The following is a 15,360-nucleotide window of genomic DNA, read 5'->3' as shown; positions in this document are numbered from 1 at the left end:
CGTCGGAGTGACGGGTTGGGTCAGCTCCGACAGGCGGTGGATCGACTCAGGCCTGACCGTGGTGAGGCGTGAGGTCCCCTTGCGTGGCGGGGGTGCTGGGTGCTGCTGGGTGGTGCTGGTCAGCCGCGGTAGAGGCCGAGAGAGGCCATCGCCGCGATCTGTGCCGGGCTGGGTGCCCGGTCCGCGCTCTGCTGCTTGCGCAGGGCGTGGAGGTCGGTCTCGAGCTGGCGGAGCTGGGAGTCCGTCAGGTCCTCGAGGCGGGGGAGCTGCTGGCTTCGGAGCCCGGCGCCCACGGTGTGCGGGTTCGCGCCGTACCCGACGATCGCGACGTCGCCGCGGTGGATGTCGTACTCCTCGATGTGGTACTCCATCCAGTCCGGCGACCAGGTGCCGCGGACGATGCGGAAGCGGAAGCTCATCTCGTCGATGAGGCCGCTGCGCAGCTTCGGTGCGATGTAGGCGACGTCGACGTCGCCGGCGTCCAGCTGCGGGGCGTCGACGAGCAGGCCCTCGACGTCGTCGACGGTGGACTCGCTGAGGGTCATCGACCCGTCGACGGTGGTCCGGGCGATGCGTCGCAGCGAGTCGTGGGCGAGGACGAACGGGACGTCGAGGTCGGCGCGGGCCAGGGAATTGGCGCCGGCGCCCGAGGTGACCTGCTCGGTGTACGGCCCGAACATGTCCCACATCTCGTAGCCGCGGTTGTAGACCGACGCGAACCCCGTGAAGTGCAGGGTGCTGCCGTCGCCGTCGCCGGCGGCGCGCAGCTGGGGCGGCTCGACGAACGGGGCGAACACTGCGGCGCGGGAGCCGGGCTCCTCGGCGCAGCGGCGCTGTGAGGGACGGGAGGCCGCGCCGGTGCCGGCGTACCCGGCGACGCGTGCCTCGGCGGCGGCGTCGAGGATCCGCTCGAGGGTGCTGGTGCTCATGGCTGGTTGCCTCCCGGTAGTGCGGCGGGCGTGGACGACTTGTTGGGGAAGAGCTCGGCGAACTCGGCCTTCTCGGCGTCGGTGAGGGGCGGCATGTTCTCGAGCTCGAGGATCCGGGACGGGGGGAGCCAGCGGCCGTCGACGCCGACCTTGTAGCCCTCGTACCGGGACTTGAGGTCCATCTCGAGCAGCGCCGCGCGGTTGAGCTTCACGTAGCGCGGCTGGGCGAGCAGGCGCTGGGAGAACGCCGCTTCGCGCCGGCGGATGGCCGGCCCGATGTTCATGATCAGCAGCTGCAGGTTGCGCTGCGTGATGTTGGCGTAGGTCACGCTCGAGCCGGCCGACGGTGCGTCGATCATGTCGGCGGGGACGCCGAGGAAGCGGCACGCGTCGGTGACGGAGAACTGCTGCTGCTCGATCATCAGGGACTCGTTGCCCTTGGCCGAGAGCATGTTGTACTCCCAGTCGTTGCCCGAGACCCACACGTCGCCTGCCGCGATCGAGGCCTTGAAGTTGTCCTTGACCGCCAGCGCCTCGGCGCGCTTGAGCTTCTTCGCCGTGTTCCGGAGGTGCCCGCCGGGCGTGGTGTTGTTGCCGAACCACTCGTTCGCGAACTGCTGGGCGGACAGGTAGCTGTTCAGCGTCATCGCACCGTGCGCGATCGGCGACATGCCGATCGGCGACCCGGAGATCGTGAACTGCCGCTCGTGCCAGATCTGCGAGTAGTCGTACTCGTCGCGGCCGATCTTGACCTTGTGGATCCGGTTGCCCTTGCCGATGAACGTCACGTCGTCGATGCGGACGAGCTCGATGACCGACGGCTTCCCGAACCCGTCGACGGCCAGGATGATGCCTGCCGTGTTGCCGACGCTGTCGAGGTCGAACTGGGTGGAGTAGGCCCACTCCTCCCAGAGCATCTCGGCGCTGCCGCCGGGGGTCGTGAAGATCGGCGGCTTCGGTACCTCGACCTGCACGCCGTTGATCCGGCGGAACACGTCGACCGGCATCGTGGAGATCAGGTCGGCCCGAAGCCGCAGGCACGCCCACGCGGCCGAGTGCGAGAGAGCGTCGCCGCGACCGATCCGCTTTCCCGTCGTCCGGGTGCGCAGCCCAGTGCGCTCGGCGAGCATCGCCTGGGTGGCATCGGCGATGCGCTGCTGCGGTGCACCGTTGAACGGCCAGCTCATCGGCTACCCCACGCCGCGAGCAGCAGGAACGGGGAGACCAAGATCAGCGCCCACCCGAGGCCCCAGTTGATGCCGGCGCCGAGGGAGAGAGCCGCGACACCGAGCACGCCCTGGTGCTCCTCGAGCACACCGGGCAGCAGCCGGGCGCCAGCGGAGAGACGGGTCCGGGTCGTGCGGTAGAGGCGAGCGATCCTGCGGCGCATCGGGTCCTCCTTCACAGCACGCTGTCCATGACGTCGTAGTCCTCCTGCAGGGACCACCGGTAGCCGGCGGTCGACGCGGCCACGATCGCGGTCTGGGTGATCGACTTGTCGCGACGGTCGAAGAGCTCGTTCTCGCCGGTCATCCGGGTGATCGCGTCCGCGACCTCGGTGTCGAGCTCGGGCTGGCCGACGTGCTCGACGCCGGGCTTCTTCTGCTCCATCTGGCCGAGCAGCCAGGCGCACCCGTGGGCGACGTCGGTGGTGTTGATCTTGGCGAACTCGATGCCCTCCTCGACCAGGTCAGGGATCAGCACCGACGCCTGGCTGCCGGGGTTGAGCGCAACCTCGGCGATCGACTGCCGCTCGAGCAGCCGCTTCACCTGCGGGACGACCCACCGGTAGCCGTCGCGCTTCTGCACCATCAGCAGCGTCCGGCCCTTCTTGCCCGGGCCGGCGACGCCGATGCTCGCTGACTTCCGGCTCGGTGCGACGTCGAGCACGAGCACCGCGGACTTCGGCGCCTTGGCCTTCGGGTTGACCAGGCCGCCCCACTTGCCTAGGTCGATCACGCCTGTGCCGTCACCGTCCGGCGGGTCGTCCCACCACACCATGAACTCGCGGGCGAACTCCTCCGGTGGCATCGCCTGCCTCATCGCTCGGATCGTCTCGGGGAACACGCGCCGTCCCCACGCCGGCATGATCCGCGCCCACCGCGTCTCGTCGTCGAGCGCGCACCCGATCGCGGTCTTCGCGTGGTCGCACCCCTTGGCCTTGCATCCTGACCAGGCGTCGACGTCGCCCCACTCGGCGTAGAACTGCCGAGGCGAAGTGCCGGCGCGGCCGCGCTCCCTGTGATCGCGCAGCACCGCCGACTCGAGCTTGCCGGCCGAGCTGGCCATCACGACCTGGCAGTCGAAGATCGTGGTGAGCGTCGGGTACAGCGAGCCGATGTGCGATGGCTTGAGCGCGAATCCCTCGTCGAGGACCAGCTTGTCCGCGGTCAGCGCGCGGCCGGCGTTGTTCGTGCGGGCCTTGTACTTGAGCCGGGTGCCGCCGAGCAGGTGGATCTCCCAGGACCCGTTGCCGGTGAAGACTCCCGGGTGGTCCTTCTCGCCCTTGCTCGGGTCGAGCCACTTCGCCAGCTGAGGCGTGCCCTCGATCCGCTCGCGGATATCGATGAACGCTTCCTCGGTGGCGTCGAGCTCGTGCGCCGAGTGGATGATCAGCGGCTCCTCGGTGACGTAGAGCCAGCCGAGCTCGAACATGATGATCGACGCCGTCTTGATGTTCTGCCGCGCGGCGATGATGTCCACCTCGAAGGCAGCCGGCCGACCATCGCGCAGGTAGCCGAACCCCTGGTCGAGGATCCACTGCTGGTCCTCGTCGGGCTCAAGGCCGGCGGCCGCCGCGATGTCCGCGACCTCCGGCCCGAACGTGTATACGTAGTCGACCTCGTGAGACCAGGTCGCCCTACGCTTCGCGAGCTTCGGTCGCCTTCCTCCGCTTCTCGTCACGGCGACGCCTCGCGCTGGCGACCTCGTCCTCCTCCGACGCGCCACCACCGCGCGCTCGGAGCATCACCCGGTCGAGCTCCCTCGAGAGCGCGGCGATCGCGGATCCGGTGTCGCGCATCGACGTCATCCGCATGGCCAGCGTCATCGCCTGGGCACCGAGCACCGTGTCGAGCTTGCCGAGCGCGGTGAGCTCCTGCCCGGTCAGCTCGACGATCCGCGGCAGCCGCGGCTCGACGGCCTCGGCCGCCTCCGGCTTCGCTCGCCGGCGCGCCTGCTGCCGGCACCGGTCGCTGCAGTACTTCGCGGTCGATCGCTTCGCCTCGAAGAGCTCGCCGTCCTGCTCGCACGCCTTCTGCACGGCGGCTCCTTAGCGTGACGTGGATGAGCTGGGGAGAGAGACTGCGGACGGTAGGTCGCCAGCTGAAATCCTGGCTCGAAAAAACCGGCACGACGTCACCGGTGCTCGCCCCGCACCGCGCGGTACACAGCGCGGGTCGTCGCGACGTCGCCGGCAGCGGTGTGGTCCGGCATCGGGATGGTGTGCCCGCGGCCGCGCATCTCGCGCGCCGCTGAGAGCAGGCCTCGGGGCTCGTCCCAGTCGAGCAGCCACATCACACCTGCAGGTGCGTCGATGCAGCGGTAGTGCCAGGGCTCGGCGTCGAGCGCCTTGCTGAGCATGGCCTGGTCGAAGCCCGGGTTCGAGCCGACGAGGATCACGTCGTCGAGGTCGGCGAGCAGCTGCTGGCGCCAGCCCAGCGTCACGGTGCCGACGCGGTCGGCGTACCCGTTGATCTCGAGCGCGGCTGGGTCGGCGTGGTCCAGGTCGTGCGGCAGCTGCAGTGTGACTATCGGTCCGTCGTCGATCGCGTAGGCCACCTCCCACACCTGGTGCCTGACGCGGTCGAGGCCGGTGGTCTCGGTGTCGAGGAAGGCGAGGCGTCGGGTCATCGCTCAGTCCTCGAACATCTGTAGCGCAGGTGCGTCGCCGGTCCACGTGTTCAGGTGATGATGCAGCAGCGCGGCGGGGACGGTGGCTGTGCTCGAGGTGGTGAGGTCGTCGACGTCGCTTGGCTCGTAGACCTTGAACCACCAGTTGATGATGCGGATCGTGTGCTCAGGGCTGTGGCGCTCGAGGGCACGCTGCAGCAGCAGGGCCTGGTCCTCGATCAGCACGATGACCTCGTCGGCGTGGATCCGTGCAGCGAGCTCGGCCCGGTCGTCGGGGTCGGGGCAGGTGCGGATGACCCACGCGTCCGTGTGCTCGGCTGCCTCGAGCTCGTCGAGGTAGGACTCCATGAGGACCTCGGCTTGGTCCCGGAACGTCTGCTTGTGGTTGTGGGTGCGGTCGGAGCCGCACTGCTGGGCGAGGCGGTCGACGTCGAGGACCAGGTCGCCGGGCTGTGCGTTGGCTCGGACGTGGGTGGTCTTGCCGGCGCACGGTGGGCCGCAGACGAGGGTGATCATGGTGTGCTCCGATCACTCGAAGAAGCCGAGCGCGTCGGGCGCGAGCTCGAGGCGGGTGGTGGCCACGACGTCGATGCCGGTCTGGCGAAGGAGCTTCTCGCGGTACAGGTTGCAGGCGTTGCAGGAGCCACGGAGATTGCTGCGTTCCATCGCGAGGGTGACGTCGTCGACGACGCGGACGATGTGGTCCGCGGTCTCGGAGTCGCCGGTGCACACGATGAGGCGGAGTCTGCAGGTGGGCTCTTCGTCGACGACCTGGTCGCGGAGTACTCGCCAGGCGCGGGTGCCGCGTGGGTCGCCGGGGATGCGTGTGGTCGGCATGGTGCTCCTGCCAGCGCTGGCGCCCGGCCACGAGCGGCCGCGAGATCGTTCGTCTTCCCCGGCCGGGACGCCAGCGTGGTCGCCCAGCCGGGTCGGGAGCCCACCTCTCGAGCGGCCGGGGGAACGAGAGAACCCCGGGCCATCGGCGCCGGGGTTCGGTGTGCGGGGACACTTCGCCCGCTGGCGATATCTTCCACCACGGCTGCCTGGTTTGTCTGCTGATCGGTCAAGATGGCGCCTCCGGCGTGTCGGCGCGCGCTGCTACGCGGGCCTTGTACTGGGCCACCAGGGGACGTATCTCGTCGACGTCGAACAGCGGGACGCGCTTGTTCCTTGAGCGGCCCGGGATCGAGTCGACCTCCGTGAGCTGCTTCCGGTGCTTCCACTTGTGGACCTGTGCGGCCGGGATGTTGAACAGCTCGGCCGCAGCTTGGGCATCAACGATGTGCGGGCCCGTCACTGGTGATCCCCGGGCTTGTCCTTGGCGCCCTGCCAGGAGCCGCTGGTCGCCTGGTGAGTGCAGCCGCGGCCGCCGCCTAGGTGCAGCGGGTGACTGAGCGGCAGTGTGCTGGTGCAGGGCAGTGCGCCGAGCATGTCCCACATGCCCGGCAGGTCGCCGCCGAACATCGCATTGCCGACGACGTCAAACAGGATGTACTCGGCACGTTCGCGGCTGTAGCCCTTGACGACCAACGTCGCGATTGCCGCTTCGCGCTTCTGTCGCTTCTCACAGAGCCACTCCTGCGCGTCCTCGCGGGTGGCGTGAATCTCTCGCCGGGCGGGTAGGTGATCTCGTCGTTCATGGGGTGGGCTCCTTCGTTGCGCGTTGGATGTTGAGTCGGCTGGCGAGGTCGTGCCAGTCGTGGGCGATGCGGGGGTCGGGTGCTTCGCGTGGGTTGCGCCACCAGGTGTGTCGGTGGGTGACGGGCTTGTCCTTGCAGGGGCACCAGGCGGACTCGCACCTGCAGAGCTCGTAGTGGCCGCTCTTGGGGCTCTTGCCGCAGCGGACGAACATCGCACCGGGGGTGTCCTGGTCGCCGCGGAAGTACACGACGAGCGTCTCGAGGTGGCAGTGGGGGCATTCGCCGAGCAGGGTGCGGCCGGCGCCGTCCACGACGTTCTCGGCGGTCTCGGTGAGGTGCTTGATCTCGCGGAGGGTGTCCTCGAGGAGGGTGGTGCGGCGGATCTCCCAGCACAGGATCCGCAGGTGTGCTGCGAGCTCGACAGCGCCGGGGACGTGGAGCTCGCCGTCGTCGTCGATGGTGAGCGGGAGCTCGCGGGCGGGTCGGGGCCAGTCGCACCAGCCGCGGGCGTCGGCGATCTGGTCGCGGCGCTGTAGGTGGTAGCCGGTGAGCTTGACCTGGTGCTGCAGGGTCGCCCAGGCGTAGGCCTCGAAGGACGCCGGCGACAGCGAGAGCGGTGCGGGGGAGGCGATCCCGCGGACGGGGTAGTCGGCGTTGAGGAACTTGAGGCCGACGTCGTCACCGGTGCCGTCGTGGATGTGGGAGCGGCGGGCACGGCGTTCGTCGGCGACGAGCTCGTCGACGGCCTTCTGGGTCTCGGGTGGGAGGAAGCCGAGGAGGCTGCGCTGTGGGGCGTCGACCAGGTCGCGGACGAGGTCGAGCAGCATGCCCAGCTCGGTGAGTTTGGAGGAGATCTCGTCGCGGAGTACTTCGACGTGCTCGAGTGGGATGGTCACAGCGCCTGACCACCTGGCGTGGCTGCGATCGCCCAGGCGACGACGAGCACGGCCCGGGGGTTGGACATCAGCTCGCGCATCTGCGCGACCGACGCCTCGATCTGTGGGGTGCTCGGGATGTCCTCGTGGAGCTGGGTGATGACGTTCTGGGCCTCGCCGGCGTAGTACTCGGTCCACCAGACCCCGGAGCGACGAAGGGCCCCTAGCTTGACGATCAGCGTGTCGTGGGAGGCCTTGCGTGCGCCCTCGATCGTGCCGCCGTCGTTCTTGGTGCGGTCCTTCACGATCGCGATCTGCGAGGCGTAGGACTGTCCGGGTCCGGCGGTGGGTGTCTTGATCCTGCGGCGGTTGCTCACGCGGTCCTCCGGTTGGCGCGGATCTGGTCGCGGGTCTGGGCCTTGAGGTCGGCGGGCAGCGGCACCGCGGCGGCCGCGCGCTCGCGCTCGGCGGCCGCCGCGGCTTGCTCCTGAGCACGGCGTGACTGGGCGAGCAGACGCTGGCGGTCGGTCTCGATCTGGCGCGGTGTCGTGCCGCAGGCACGGCAGCAGTCGCCGGGCGCGGTCTTGTGTCGGCTGCAGCTGCGCCCCCCGCTCAGCGGGGGGTTGGGGGGAGGTTCCTGGGTTCTAGACGGTTCGGGAGACAGAGCCTTGTCTCCCCGTGAGGTCCTGGGTGTCTCCCCGTGTGTCTCCCCGTGACCATCCGACGGGGAGACAGGTTGACTCCCCGTGACGGCCGGACGGGGAGACAGGTTGACTCCCCGCTCCTGCTCGGCCAGGTAGGCCGCTTTCCACTCGAGGCGGACCGTCTCGGACATCGCGAGGTCGTAGACCACGGGCCGGCGATCAGCCCGGATGTGTGCGACGGAGGCCTGGTCGCCGGGCCGGATCCAGCCCTCGGCCCGGAGGCGCTTGAGGTGGCGCTGGATGGTGCGCGGGTCGCAGTTCACGTACTCCGCGAGCGTCTCCTTCGACGCCCACGACGTCGTGCCGTCCTTGTGGGCGTGGTTCGCCTGGCCGACCAGCACCAGCTTCCTGGCGGCGTCCCCCACGTCGGCGCCCAGCGCCCACGTCATCGCCTCGATGCTCACTCGTTGCTCTCCTCGGTCTCGGTGTCGGTGGTGGGGCAGTCGTGCTGCACGTACCAGGGCATGTCGTAGGCCTCGGCCTGGGCCTCGGTGCTGGTGATCTCGCGGCGGACCATGAGGTCCTCGGTGCACTCGCGCAGCGACGGCCAGGCGTACTTGCCCTCGACTGGGTGCGCGCGGCCGCCGACGTGGGTGCGGCCGTCGACCGGCCGCGGCTCGAACGTGCGCCAGCTGGTGCCGCGCAGCAGCAGCCACACGATCGGGGCCTGGCAGGTGCCGCAGCGCGGCGGGCCGGTGCTCCTGCGACGCCGGCGGCCCATCAGTGATCTCCGAGGCTGGGGGAACGCGGCGTCGATCAGCCGACGGAGCTCAGGGACGCCCGGGAACGGGACCAGCACGTTGCGAGCGCGGCCGGCGTCTGGCTGCAGCGGGCCGACGATGCCCTGCTCCTCGAGGTCGGCCATGAGCCGCTGCGCGCGCGACCACGGGACGTTGAGCTGGCGGCGGAGCATCCCGGCAGAACCGTGCTGGGTGGTGATGACGAGCTCTGCCGCGGCGCGCTGGTGACGCCTGTAGAGCACGAGGCCGGGGGCCGTCACGGCTCGTCCCCGACGACGGCGACGCCGGCGCCGTGGCGCAGGCACGGGGCGCCCTCAGCGCAGGTACGGCACTCGCCGCTGTCGTCGCGGGCCGGCATCAGCAGCCCGTGGACCAGCGGGTCGGAGTTCACGAAGTAGACGCGGGTCGTGCCGCCCTTCCCTCCGAAACCCAGCTGCAGCGGCCCGCCGGCGTGCGACCGGACCTTGCAGAGCCGCTCGAGCAGCTCGGGGTCGTACCGGGCGGTGCTGGTGCTCTTCGCGGTGTGAGAGCCCAGCGCGGTGCGCCAGTCGACGCCGCGGCCGCCGTCGACCGCCGGGACGTAGACCTTCTCGACGTCGGGGGACGCGAGCACCACGTAGGTCGGGTCCATCCCCTCGAGCACGGCCTGGGCGCCGCCGGTGCCGGCCGGCACGCGGACGTCGAAGTCGACGTCGACGCGGACCTCGCCGGGCGTGTACTCGTCCTCACCGATCCGGTTGGCCAGCGACAGGATGTGGCCGAGCATCGACCTGGCGCGGCCGTCGACGTCGGCCGCGACAGTGACCCGCTCGGGCGCGATCTCCGGCTCGGGCTCGGTGCCGTCGTAGTAGGAGTCGAGGTCGGGCACCCACGCCGTGAGGAGCACGGTGCGGTCCGTCGCGACCAGGCGCACGCCGTCGGAGTACTCCTCGATCGTGACGGCCTTGTAGAGCTGGGCCTGCAGCTTGAGCTTCTGCTCCGCGGCCGCGGCCACACTGAGCCAGGCGCGGGCGAGCAGGGGTCCATCGAAACGCATCAGGGGCGTCCCTTCTTCGTGAGGCGTTGCGGGACGCGAGCTGCAGCGGGGTGGTCCGCTGGTCCTGCGCCGGCGGGTTCTCGTGGTGCTGCTCGCGGCGGACCGCGTCGCAGGGCTGCAGGTGGCACGTCGGCCACGGGATGGCGCTGTGCGCGTCGAGATGCCAGCGCCGCACGATCGACGCGACCCGGTCAGCCGAGCCGGGTTCATGGTCGGGTGCGAGGAGCAGCGCCTCGGCGGCCGCGCTGTACGTCACAGCGGGTTGCCTCGGTCGTCGTGGTCGGTGTCGTTGGACCCGATCAGTCCGTAGGGCCGGCGATCGAACGTCGCCCGCTGGCCCGCCGGCAGGCGGATCTTCGATGCGTGGTAGTCGGCCAGGTCGGCGAGAACCTCGGCCTCGAACCGGACGCTGTCGAAGTAGGCCCGTCCGTCACCGAACAGCCGGGCGTCGTCGTCGGTGCGGATCTCGACCTGCTCGCGGGTCGGCTCACCGAACGCGGCGGCGTCGGCCTCGAGCTCGGCCTGGTGCCCGTTGTGGATCCGCTCGCGCAGCGTGGTCAGCCAGTACGTCGCCGGCGTGAGGCACAGTGCGAGGCCGAGCACGCCCATCGCGGAGAGCAGTAGCACCAGCCAGACCTCGCCGCCGCGCATCAGCTGACCCTCTTCGAGGAGATCGCGAACTTCTCGACGTCGGACAGCGGGTAGCCGGCCGACTCGAGGAACCGGAGGTAGCGGCCGGCGTGCGACTGGGTGCCGTCCTGGCGCCACGCGGACCGATCGGCCATCGACTCGTAGGCGCCGAGCACCGGGAGCAGCGCGAGGACGAGGGCCCGGCCCTCGGTGGCGTTCTTGAGCTCCTTGAGGATGTGGGCCTCGATCGAGCGGTAGCCGGTGTTCTTGATCCCGAAGACCTCGCGTGTGGTGTCCGCTGCCTTGTAGTGGGTGATGACGCCCTGGTCAGACACCAGCGCGGTCGCCAGGAAGGCCGCGGACCCCTTCGGGGCGGACCGGTTGCTGGCGAGGGTCTTGAGCCACTGACGGCGCACCACGGTGGCGGCGTCCCAGGCCTGGTTGTTGTCGATGACCAGGCGCCGCTGCTTCGAGGCCTTCTCGCGCTCCTTGTCGGACATGTCGGCGGCCGCGGGCTTGCCCCCACCGCTGCTCGAGTACCAGGAGTCGACGTGGCCGTGCTTCCTGGCGTTCTTGCACCCGTAGGTGATCGTCGGCATCTGCAGGTTGCGACGCCCGGGGGTGTCGGCCTCGGCCGGGTTGCCGTCGGGGTCGACCCACTCGAAGACGTCCCTGAACCAGGCGACCAGGCCCGGGCACTTGGCGTGCGCCGCTTCCTTCACCTCCTTGCCCGCCTCGGTGCGGAGACGGTGCATCGGAGTGACCTCCGGCCCGTGGTCGGGCTGCTCGATGACCTTCACGCCCGCGGTCTCGAGCTCGGCGAGCAGCTGGTCACGGCGAGCGTTGCGGATCCGGTCGTCGCGGGCACGCTGGGCGAGGTGCTCGAAGGTCTCGGGCTCCTGCACCGCGGCGACGACCAGGGCCTTGACGGTCTCGTCGTCGTCCTCGAACTCGGCGACCGTGGCCATCTGCTCGAGGGTGACGTCGGAGTACTTCGCCGCGGCCTTCGCTGCGACCTTCGACGCCGAGACCCGGAGCGCGGTGTCGACCTGGTCCTTGCCGAGCCGGGCCTGGTCGACCATCTGGTCGGCGGTGAGGCCGAACGCGGCGAGCTGCTCGACGACGTGGAGCTCGTCGCCGGCGGTGAGGCCGGCGCGCTGGGTGTTCTCGTCGTGCTGGGCGATGACGCGGGAGATCTCGCCGGCGTCGGTGGTGTCGTCGACGTCGACGACGTACACCGGGACCGTGGGGCGCTTGGTCTCGAGGGCGGCGAGGGTGCGGCGGTGGCCGAGTCGCACGATGAGCCGGCCGTCGTTGCCGATCACCGCGGTGATCGGCTGCAGCACGCCCAGGGTCTTCACGGACGCGAGCAGCTCGGCGTCGGGCTTGGCCTCGCGGATGTTGCGCTCGAGGACGAGCTGGCCGGGCGGGACGTGGTAGCTCTGCCCGGACTTGTAGATGCTGCTGGTGGTCGCGGTCTTGGTGGTCATGCGGTGGGCTCCTCGGTGGACGGGACGCCGAGCCAGAGCCCGACGGGCTTGAAGTGGGTGTTCTTCTTCGTCGACGTCGTGCCGCCGAGCTTCTGGATCACGCCGTGGTGCGCGGCGGCGATGAACCGGGAGCCCATGAGCGACGTGCGGACGTCGGGGAGCAGCGGCCGCAGGTCGTTGGCCGAGAACGGGACGCCGGTGCCGGCGAACGCGGCGATCGCCTGGTCGATGAGCGCCTTGTCCCAGTCGGACCCGGCGAGCTCGGCGTGCGCGATGCCCTGGTCGCGGGCGGCCCGGGCGGCGTCGAGCGCCTCGCGCACGGTCACGACCTCCGGTGCCTCGGTGGTCGTCATCGGACGGCTCGCATGTGACGGCCGCCCGCGGTGGGCTGGTGGGGCTCGGGGACGTGGCCGGCGTGGGCCTTGTGGCGCAGCAGGTCCATCGCGACGTCCTGCCACAGAGACGGGTCGTAGTCCTCGAGGCCGACCATCGGGCCGCCGCCGTACATCGACGTGAACCGGGCGAGCGCCATGCCGAGGGTGTTGGCGGCCGCGGGCGAGAGGACCATGAGGACCTGGCCGTCGTGCTCGCCGGTGCGGCGGTGCGTGGTGTGGACGTGCTGAAACGGGCCGGAGCGGCTGACCGAGATCTCGTGGTCGCGCTGCAGCTGGTCGAGCTCGATGAGTGCCGGCATATCGACGACGTCGCGCCGGTGCTTCGGGGTGGTGGTCACGGTGGGCTCCTGCTGGTCAGTGGCGGTGGAGCAGCCGGCGGGACTCCCGGAGGCGGACGATGTTCGGCGCCCGGTGAGGGAGGACGGGAGTCCCGTCGGCTGTGCCGGCCCGGCCCGCGAGAGGGGGAAGGACCGCGGCGCCGGGGGAACGGGTCGGCGTCATCGGGTGCTCCTCTCGCGGGTCGGGTCGGCGGCTGGTGGCCGGACTGTCGGTAGGGGAAGGACCGACAGGCGGTCGTGTGACCGGTGCGCGACGCGACGGGGGAGACACGCCGCGCACCGGTGTCCTAGGTGCCGGTGGCGGCGGTGGGGGTGGGCTCGAGCAGCTGCTCGAGCGTGACCTCGAAGAAGGTCGCGAAGGCCCGGAGGTCGTCGAGCTGGAACTTCGCTCGGTTGTTCAGCCGGTCGTTGACGGCGGACCGGCTGAGACCGGTGCCCTCTGCGATCTCGGCGTCGGAGACACGCCGGCGGCCCTTGAGGGCCCGGACGTTCTCGGCGATCGTCGCCTGGTCGGTGATCTGTAGCACGGTCCGGAGTGTTGTAGGAAAATCCAGCACAGTGTGGGACGGTTCGCGTCGGCGTGTCGCGCTTCGACTACGTGGTGCTGGAAGGACTCCCGAAGTGCTGGAATATCCGGTAACCTGCGGGCTATGACTACCTCACCCCAGGAGCAGGGCGCAGCGCTGCTCAGCAGCATCGCCGGCCGGCGAATCCGAGGGCTGCGCGCCGAGCTCGGCCTCAGTCAGAACGCGCTGGCGATCCGCACCGGTCTCGGCCTGTCGCGTGCCGCGATGTCCGAGCGCGAGACCGGCGTCAAGCCGGTCCCCGTCGACGAGCTGCCGATCTTCGCGTCGGTGCTCGGCGTCTCCGTCGCCTACCTGATGGGCTTCACAGACGACAGAAGCCGCCCCCTTGAGGAGGCGGCTTCCGAGGTGGTGGTACGGCATCAGGGACTCGAACCCCGAACCCGCTGATTAAGAGTCAGCTGCTCTGCCAATTGAGCTAATGCCGCGCGTGGTGAAGCGACGTGAACGATACCAGCGGGGGACCAGCGAGAAAAATCGAGGGGGCACTCCCACGGATCGGGTCAGAGGGAGGCCAGCACGGCCTGCGCGGCGCTGTGCCCACCGAGCCCCGAGACCGCACCGCCGCGCCGCGACCCGGAGCCGCAGACGAGCACCGAGGCGACGTCGGTCTGCACGCCCCACTGCTGCGCCGGGGTGTCCAGCCGGGTCCGGTTGGGCGCCCACGGCCACTCCAGGTCACCGTGGAAGATGTGCCCGCCGGGCATCGCCAGGTCGCTCTCGATGTCCTGCGGGATCTTGGCCTCCAGGCACGGTCGGCCCTCGGCGTCGGTGGCCAGGCAGGACTCGATCGGGTCGGCCAGGTGCAGGTTGAGCGACTCCAGGGCCCGCGCGACCGCGAGGCGCTTGGCCTCCTCGGGGTGCCGGTCGAAGAGGGCGGCGGGCGTGTGCACGCCGAAGTAGGTGAGCGTGTGCTGGCCCGGTGCGGCGTCGCCGAGGATCGACGGGTCGGTGAGCGAGTGGCAGTAGATCTCGCCCGGCAGCACGTAGGGGACCCGGCCGGCGGCCGCGTCGTCGTACGCCGCCCCCAGCTGGCTGTAGTCCTCGCCGAGGTGCAGGGTGCCGGCGAACGCGACCTCCGGGTCGAGGCCGGAGCGCAGCCGGGGCAGGCGGTCGAGCAGCATGTTGATCTTCAGCTGCGAGCCGGCCGGCTTCGTGTCCGGCTCCTCGGGTCCGCCGAGCAGGATGCGCAGCACCCACGGTGCGACGTTGGCGAGCACGTGCCGGGCGGTCACGCGGTGCGTGCCCGAGCCGTCGTCCCAGGTGATCTCCGCGGCGTCGTCGGACGCGTCGATGCGGCTCACGCCGGCCGAGGTGAGGATCTCGGCCCCGGCGGTCCGTGCCGCGCGCGCCAGGGCGTCCGTGACCGCGCCCATGCCGCCGATCGGCACCCGCCACTCGCCGGTGCCGTTGCCGATCAGGTGGTAGAGGAAGCAGCGGTTCTGCAGCAGCGAGTCGTCGCGCATCGACGCGAACGTGCCGATCAGCGCGTCGGTCGCGACCACGCCGCGGACCGTGTCGTCGGCGAAGCGCGCCTCGATCGTCTCGCCGAGCGGCCGGGCGACCAGGTCGCGCCAGACGTCGGGGTCGACCTGCTCGCGGATGTCCTTCTCGAGGGGGAGGGGTCCGAGCAGCGTGGGGGCGACGACCTCGGCCAGGCCGGACACGTCGCCGTAGAACCGCTGCCAGGCGGCGTACTCGTCGTCGCCGCCGGTGAGGTCGCGGAACGACTGCTCGGTGCGCGGACCCTCCGGGCGCTCCACCAGCAGGCCGCCCGGGACGCCGTCGCGCAGCGTCGGGGTGTACGACGCCACCGAGCGCGACGCCAGGGCCAGGTCGAGCTCCAGGTCGGCGACCAGCTGCTGCGGCAGCAGGGAGACCAGGTAGGAGTAGCGCGAGAGCCGCGCCGGGTGACCCGAGAAGGCAGGCGCCGAGATCGCGGCTCCGCCGGTGTGCGACAGCCGCTCCAGCACCAGCACGGAGAGTCCCGCGCGGGACAGGTAGGCGGCGGCGACCAGGCCGTTGTGGCCGCCTCCGACCACGACGACGTCGTACGACGAGCGTTGCGATGTCATCCGCTCAACCTAGGGCACGGCTCCCGACACACCGGGTCCCGACCCATGGGCACCGATAGAAACCTGCAAGTC

22 protein-coding genes and 1 tRNA gene are annotated in these 15,360 nt (G+C 70.5%); 1 reads left to right on the top strand and 22 read right to left on the bottom strand.

What is annotated here, in order from left to right; all coding sequences use genetic code 11:
• Positions 1 to 119 precede the first annotated feature (119 nt).
• The 20 genes from ACFPYL_RS21800 to ACFPYL_RS21705 all read right to left on the bottom strand — a co-directional run bounded on the left by ACFPYL_RS21800 (position 120) and on the right by ACFPYL_RS21705 (position 13,156).
• Positions 120 to 929 (bottom strand): HK97 family phage prohead protease, encoded by an 810-nt coding sequence (locus ACFPYL_RS21800; RefSeq protein ID WP_379159469.1) that lies wholly within the window; start codon positions 927 to 929, stop codon positions 120 to 122.
• Positions 926 to 2,116 (bottom strand): phage portal protein, encoded by a 1,191-nt coding sequence (locus ACFPYL_RS21795; RefSeq protein ID WP_379159466.1) that lies wholly within the window; start codon positions 2,114 to 2,116, stop codon positions 926 to 928. The genes ACFPYL_RS21800 and ACFPYL_RS21795 overlap by 4 nt, the downstream gene beginning before the upstream one ends.
• A complete protein-coding gene (locus ACFPYL_RS21790) occupies positions 2,113 to 2,319 on the bottom strand; it encodes a hypothetical protein (protein ID WP_379159463.1) in 207 nt (68 codons plus the stop codon). The genes ACFPYL_RS21795 and ACFPYL_RS21790 overlap by 4 nt, the downstream gene beginning before the upstream one ends.
• An 11-nt stretch (positions 2,320 to 2,330) precedes the next feature.
• A complete protein-coding gene (locus ACFPYL_RS21785; protein ID WP_379159460.1) occupies positions 2,331 to 3,833 on the bottom strand; it encodes a hypothetical protein in 1,503 nt (500 codons plus the stop codon).
• Positions 3,790 to 4,191, bottom strand: coding sequence for a hypothetical protein (locus ACFPYL_RS21780; RefSeq protein ID WP_379159457.1), 402 nt, complete (start codon positions 4,189 to 4,191; stop codon positions 3,790 to 3,792). Before ACFPYL_RS21780 ends, ACFPYL_RS21785 begins: the two co-directional genes overlap by 44 nt.
• Positions 4,192 to 4,286: 95 nt before the next feature.
• The gene (locus ACFPYL_RS21775) at positions 4,287 to 4,781 is read right to left on the bottom strand and encodes a hypothetical protein (RefSeq protein WP_379159454.1); all 495 of its coding nucleotides are present in this window, start codon (positions 4,779 to 4,781) and stop codon (positions 4,287 to 4,289) included.
• A 3-nt stretch (positions 4,782 to 4,784) separates the two neighbouring features.
• Positions 4,785 to 5,297 (bottom strand): hypothetical protein, encoded by a 513-nt coding sequence (locus ACFPYL_RS21770; RefSeq protein WP_379159451.1) that lies wholly within the window; start codon positions 5,295 to 5,297, stop codon positions 4,785 to 4,787.
• Between the two features lie 12 nt (positions 5,298 to 5,309).
• On the bottom strand, positions 5,310 to 5,618 hold the full coding sequence (locus tag ACFPYL_RS21765) for a hypothetical protein (protein WP_379159449.1): 309 nt from the start codon (positions 5,616 to 5,618) through the stop codon (positions 5,310 to 5,312).
• Between the two features lie 226 nt (positions 5,619 to 5,844).
• Complete coding sequence (locus tag ACFPYL_RS21760) at positions 5,845 to 6,078, bottom strand: hypothetical protein (protein ID WP_379159446.1); 234 nt, start codon at positions 6,076 to 6,078, stop codon at positions 5,845 to 5,847.
• On the bottom strand, positions 6,075 to 6,311 hold the full coding sequence (locus ACFPYL_RS21755; protein WP_379159443.1) for a hypothetical protein: 237 nt from the start codon (positions 6,309 to 6,311) through the stop codon (positions 6,075 to 6,077). Before ACFPYL_RS21755 ends, ACFPYL_RS21760 begins: the two co-directional genes overlap by 4 nt.
• Before the next feature lie 106 nt (positions 6,312 to 6,417).
• A complete protein-coding gene (locus tag ACFPYL_RS21750; protein ID WP_379159440.1) occupies positions 6,418 to 7,317 on the bottom strand; it encodes a hypothetical protein in 900 nt (299 codons plus the stop codon).
• Positions 7,314 to 7,673, bottom strand: coding sequence for a hypothetical protein (locus ACFPYL_RS21745; protein WP_379159437.1), 360 nt, complete (start codon positions 7,671 to 7,673; stop codon positions 7,314 to 7,316). Before ACFPYL_RS21745 ends, ACFPYL_RS21750 begins: the two co-directional genes overlap by 4 nt.
• Positions 7,670 to 8,404 (bottom strand): helix-turn-helix domain-containing protein, encoded by a 735-nt coding sequence (locus ACFPYL_RS21740; RefSeq protein ID WP_379159434.1) that lies wholly within the window; start codon positions 8,402 to 8,404, stop codon positions 7,670 to 7,672. The genes ACFPYL_RS21745 and ACFPYL_RS21740 overlap by 4 nt, the downstream gene beginning before the upstream one ends.
• Positions 8,401 to 9,000 (bottom strand): DNA translocase FtsK, encoded by a 600-nt coding sequence (locus ACFPYL_RS21735; RefSeq protein ID WP_379159432.1) that lies wholly within the window; start codon positions 8,998 to 9,000, stop codon positions 8,401 to 8,403. Before ACFPYL_RS21735 ends, ACFPYL_RS21740 begins: the two co-directional genes overlap by 4 nt.
• The gene (locus ACFPYL_RS21730; RefSeq protein ID WP_379159429.1) at positions 8,997 to 9,776 is read right to left on the bottom strand and encodes a hypothetical protein; all 780 of its coding nucleotides are present in this window, start codon (positions 9,774 to 9,776) and stop codon (positions 8,997 to 8,999) included. The genes ACFPYL_RS21735 and ACFPYL_RS21730 overlap by 4 nt, the downstream gene beginning before the upstream one ends.
• Positions 9,777 to 10,028: 252 nt before the next feature.
• A complete protein-coding gene (locus ACFPYL_RS21725; protein ID WP_379159426.1) occupies positions 10,029 to 10,427 on the bottom strand; it encodes a hypothetical protein in 399 nt (132 codons plus the stop codon).
• On the bottom strand, positions 10,427 to 11,896 hold the full coding sequence (locus ACFPYL_RS21720; protein ID WP_379159423.1) for a ParB N-terminal domain-containing protein: 1,470 nt from the start codon (positions 11,894 to 11,896) through the stop codon (positions 10,427 to 10,429). The genes ACFPYL_RS21725 and ACFPYL_RS21720 overlap by 1 nt, the downstream gene beginning before the upstream one ends.
• Positions 11,893 to 12,249 carry a hypothetical protein gene (locus ACFPYL_RS21715; RefSeq protein WP_379159420.1) on the bottom strand — a complete coding sequence of 119 codons (357 nt, stop codon included), beginning with the start codon at positions 12,247 to 12,249 and terminating at the stop codon, positions 11,893 to 11,895. The genes ACFPYL_RS21720 and ACFPYL_RS21715 overlap by 4 nt, the downstream gene beginning before the upstream one ends.
• Complete coding sequence (locus ACFPYL_RS21710; protein WP_379159417.1) at positions 12,246 to 12,629, bottom strand: hypothetical protein; 384 nt, start codon at positions 12,627 to 12,629, stop codon at positions 12,246 to 12,248. Before ACFPYL_RS21710 ends, ACFPYL_RS21715 begins: the two co-directional genes overlap by 4 nt.
• A gap of 287 nt (positions 12,630 to 12,916) precedes the next feature.
• Positions 12,917 to 13,156, bottom strand: coding sequence for a helix-turn-helix domain-containing protein (locus ACFPYL_RS21705; RefSeq protein WP_379159414.1), 240 nt, complete (start codon positions 13,154 to 13,156; stop codon positions 12,917 to 12,919).
• A gap of 123 nt (positions 13,157 to 13,279) precedes the next feature.
• On the opposite strand from ACFPYL_RS21705, the gene ACFPYL_RS21700 reads away from it, so the two are divergent.
• Positions 13,280 to 13,603 carry a helix-turn-helix domain-containing protein gene (locus ACFPYL_RS21700; RefSeq protein WP_379160877.1) on the top strand — a complete coding sequence of 108 codons (324 nt, stop codon included), beginning with the start codon at positions 13,280 to 13,282 and terminating at the stop codon, positions 13,601 to 13,603.
• Here ACFPYL_RS21700 and ACFPYL_RS21695 read toward each other — a convergent pair.
• Together ACFPYL_RS21695 and ACFPYL_RS21690 are read right to left on the bottom strand one after the other, a co-directional pair.
• Positions 13,566 to 13,641, bottom strand: a tRNA-Lys gene (locus ACFPYL_RS21695). The two genes, ACFPYL_RS21700 and ACFPYL_RS21695, sit on opposite strands and share 38 nt — an antisense overlap.
• A gap of 75 nt (positions 13,642 to 13,716) precedes the next feature.
• On the bottom strand, positions 13,717 to 15,288 hold the full coding sequence (locus ACFPYL_RS21690) for a phytoene desaturase family protein (RefSeq protein WP_379159411.1): 1,572 nt from the start codon (positions 15,286 to 15,288) through the stop codon (positions 13,717 to 13,719).
• Between the last annotated feature and the right edge of the window lie 72 nt (positions 15,289 to 15,360).

The sequence above is a fragment of the Nocardioides hankookensis genome, from assembly GCF_042658885.1.
Taxonomy (GTDB): Bacteria; Actinomycetota; Actinomycetes; order Propionibacteriales; family Nocardioidaceae; genus Nocardioides; species Nocardioides hankookensis.
The sequence above is the reverse complement of the archived record's forward strand: the minus strand, read 5'-3'. Positions and strand labels throughout refer to the sequence as shown.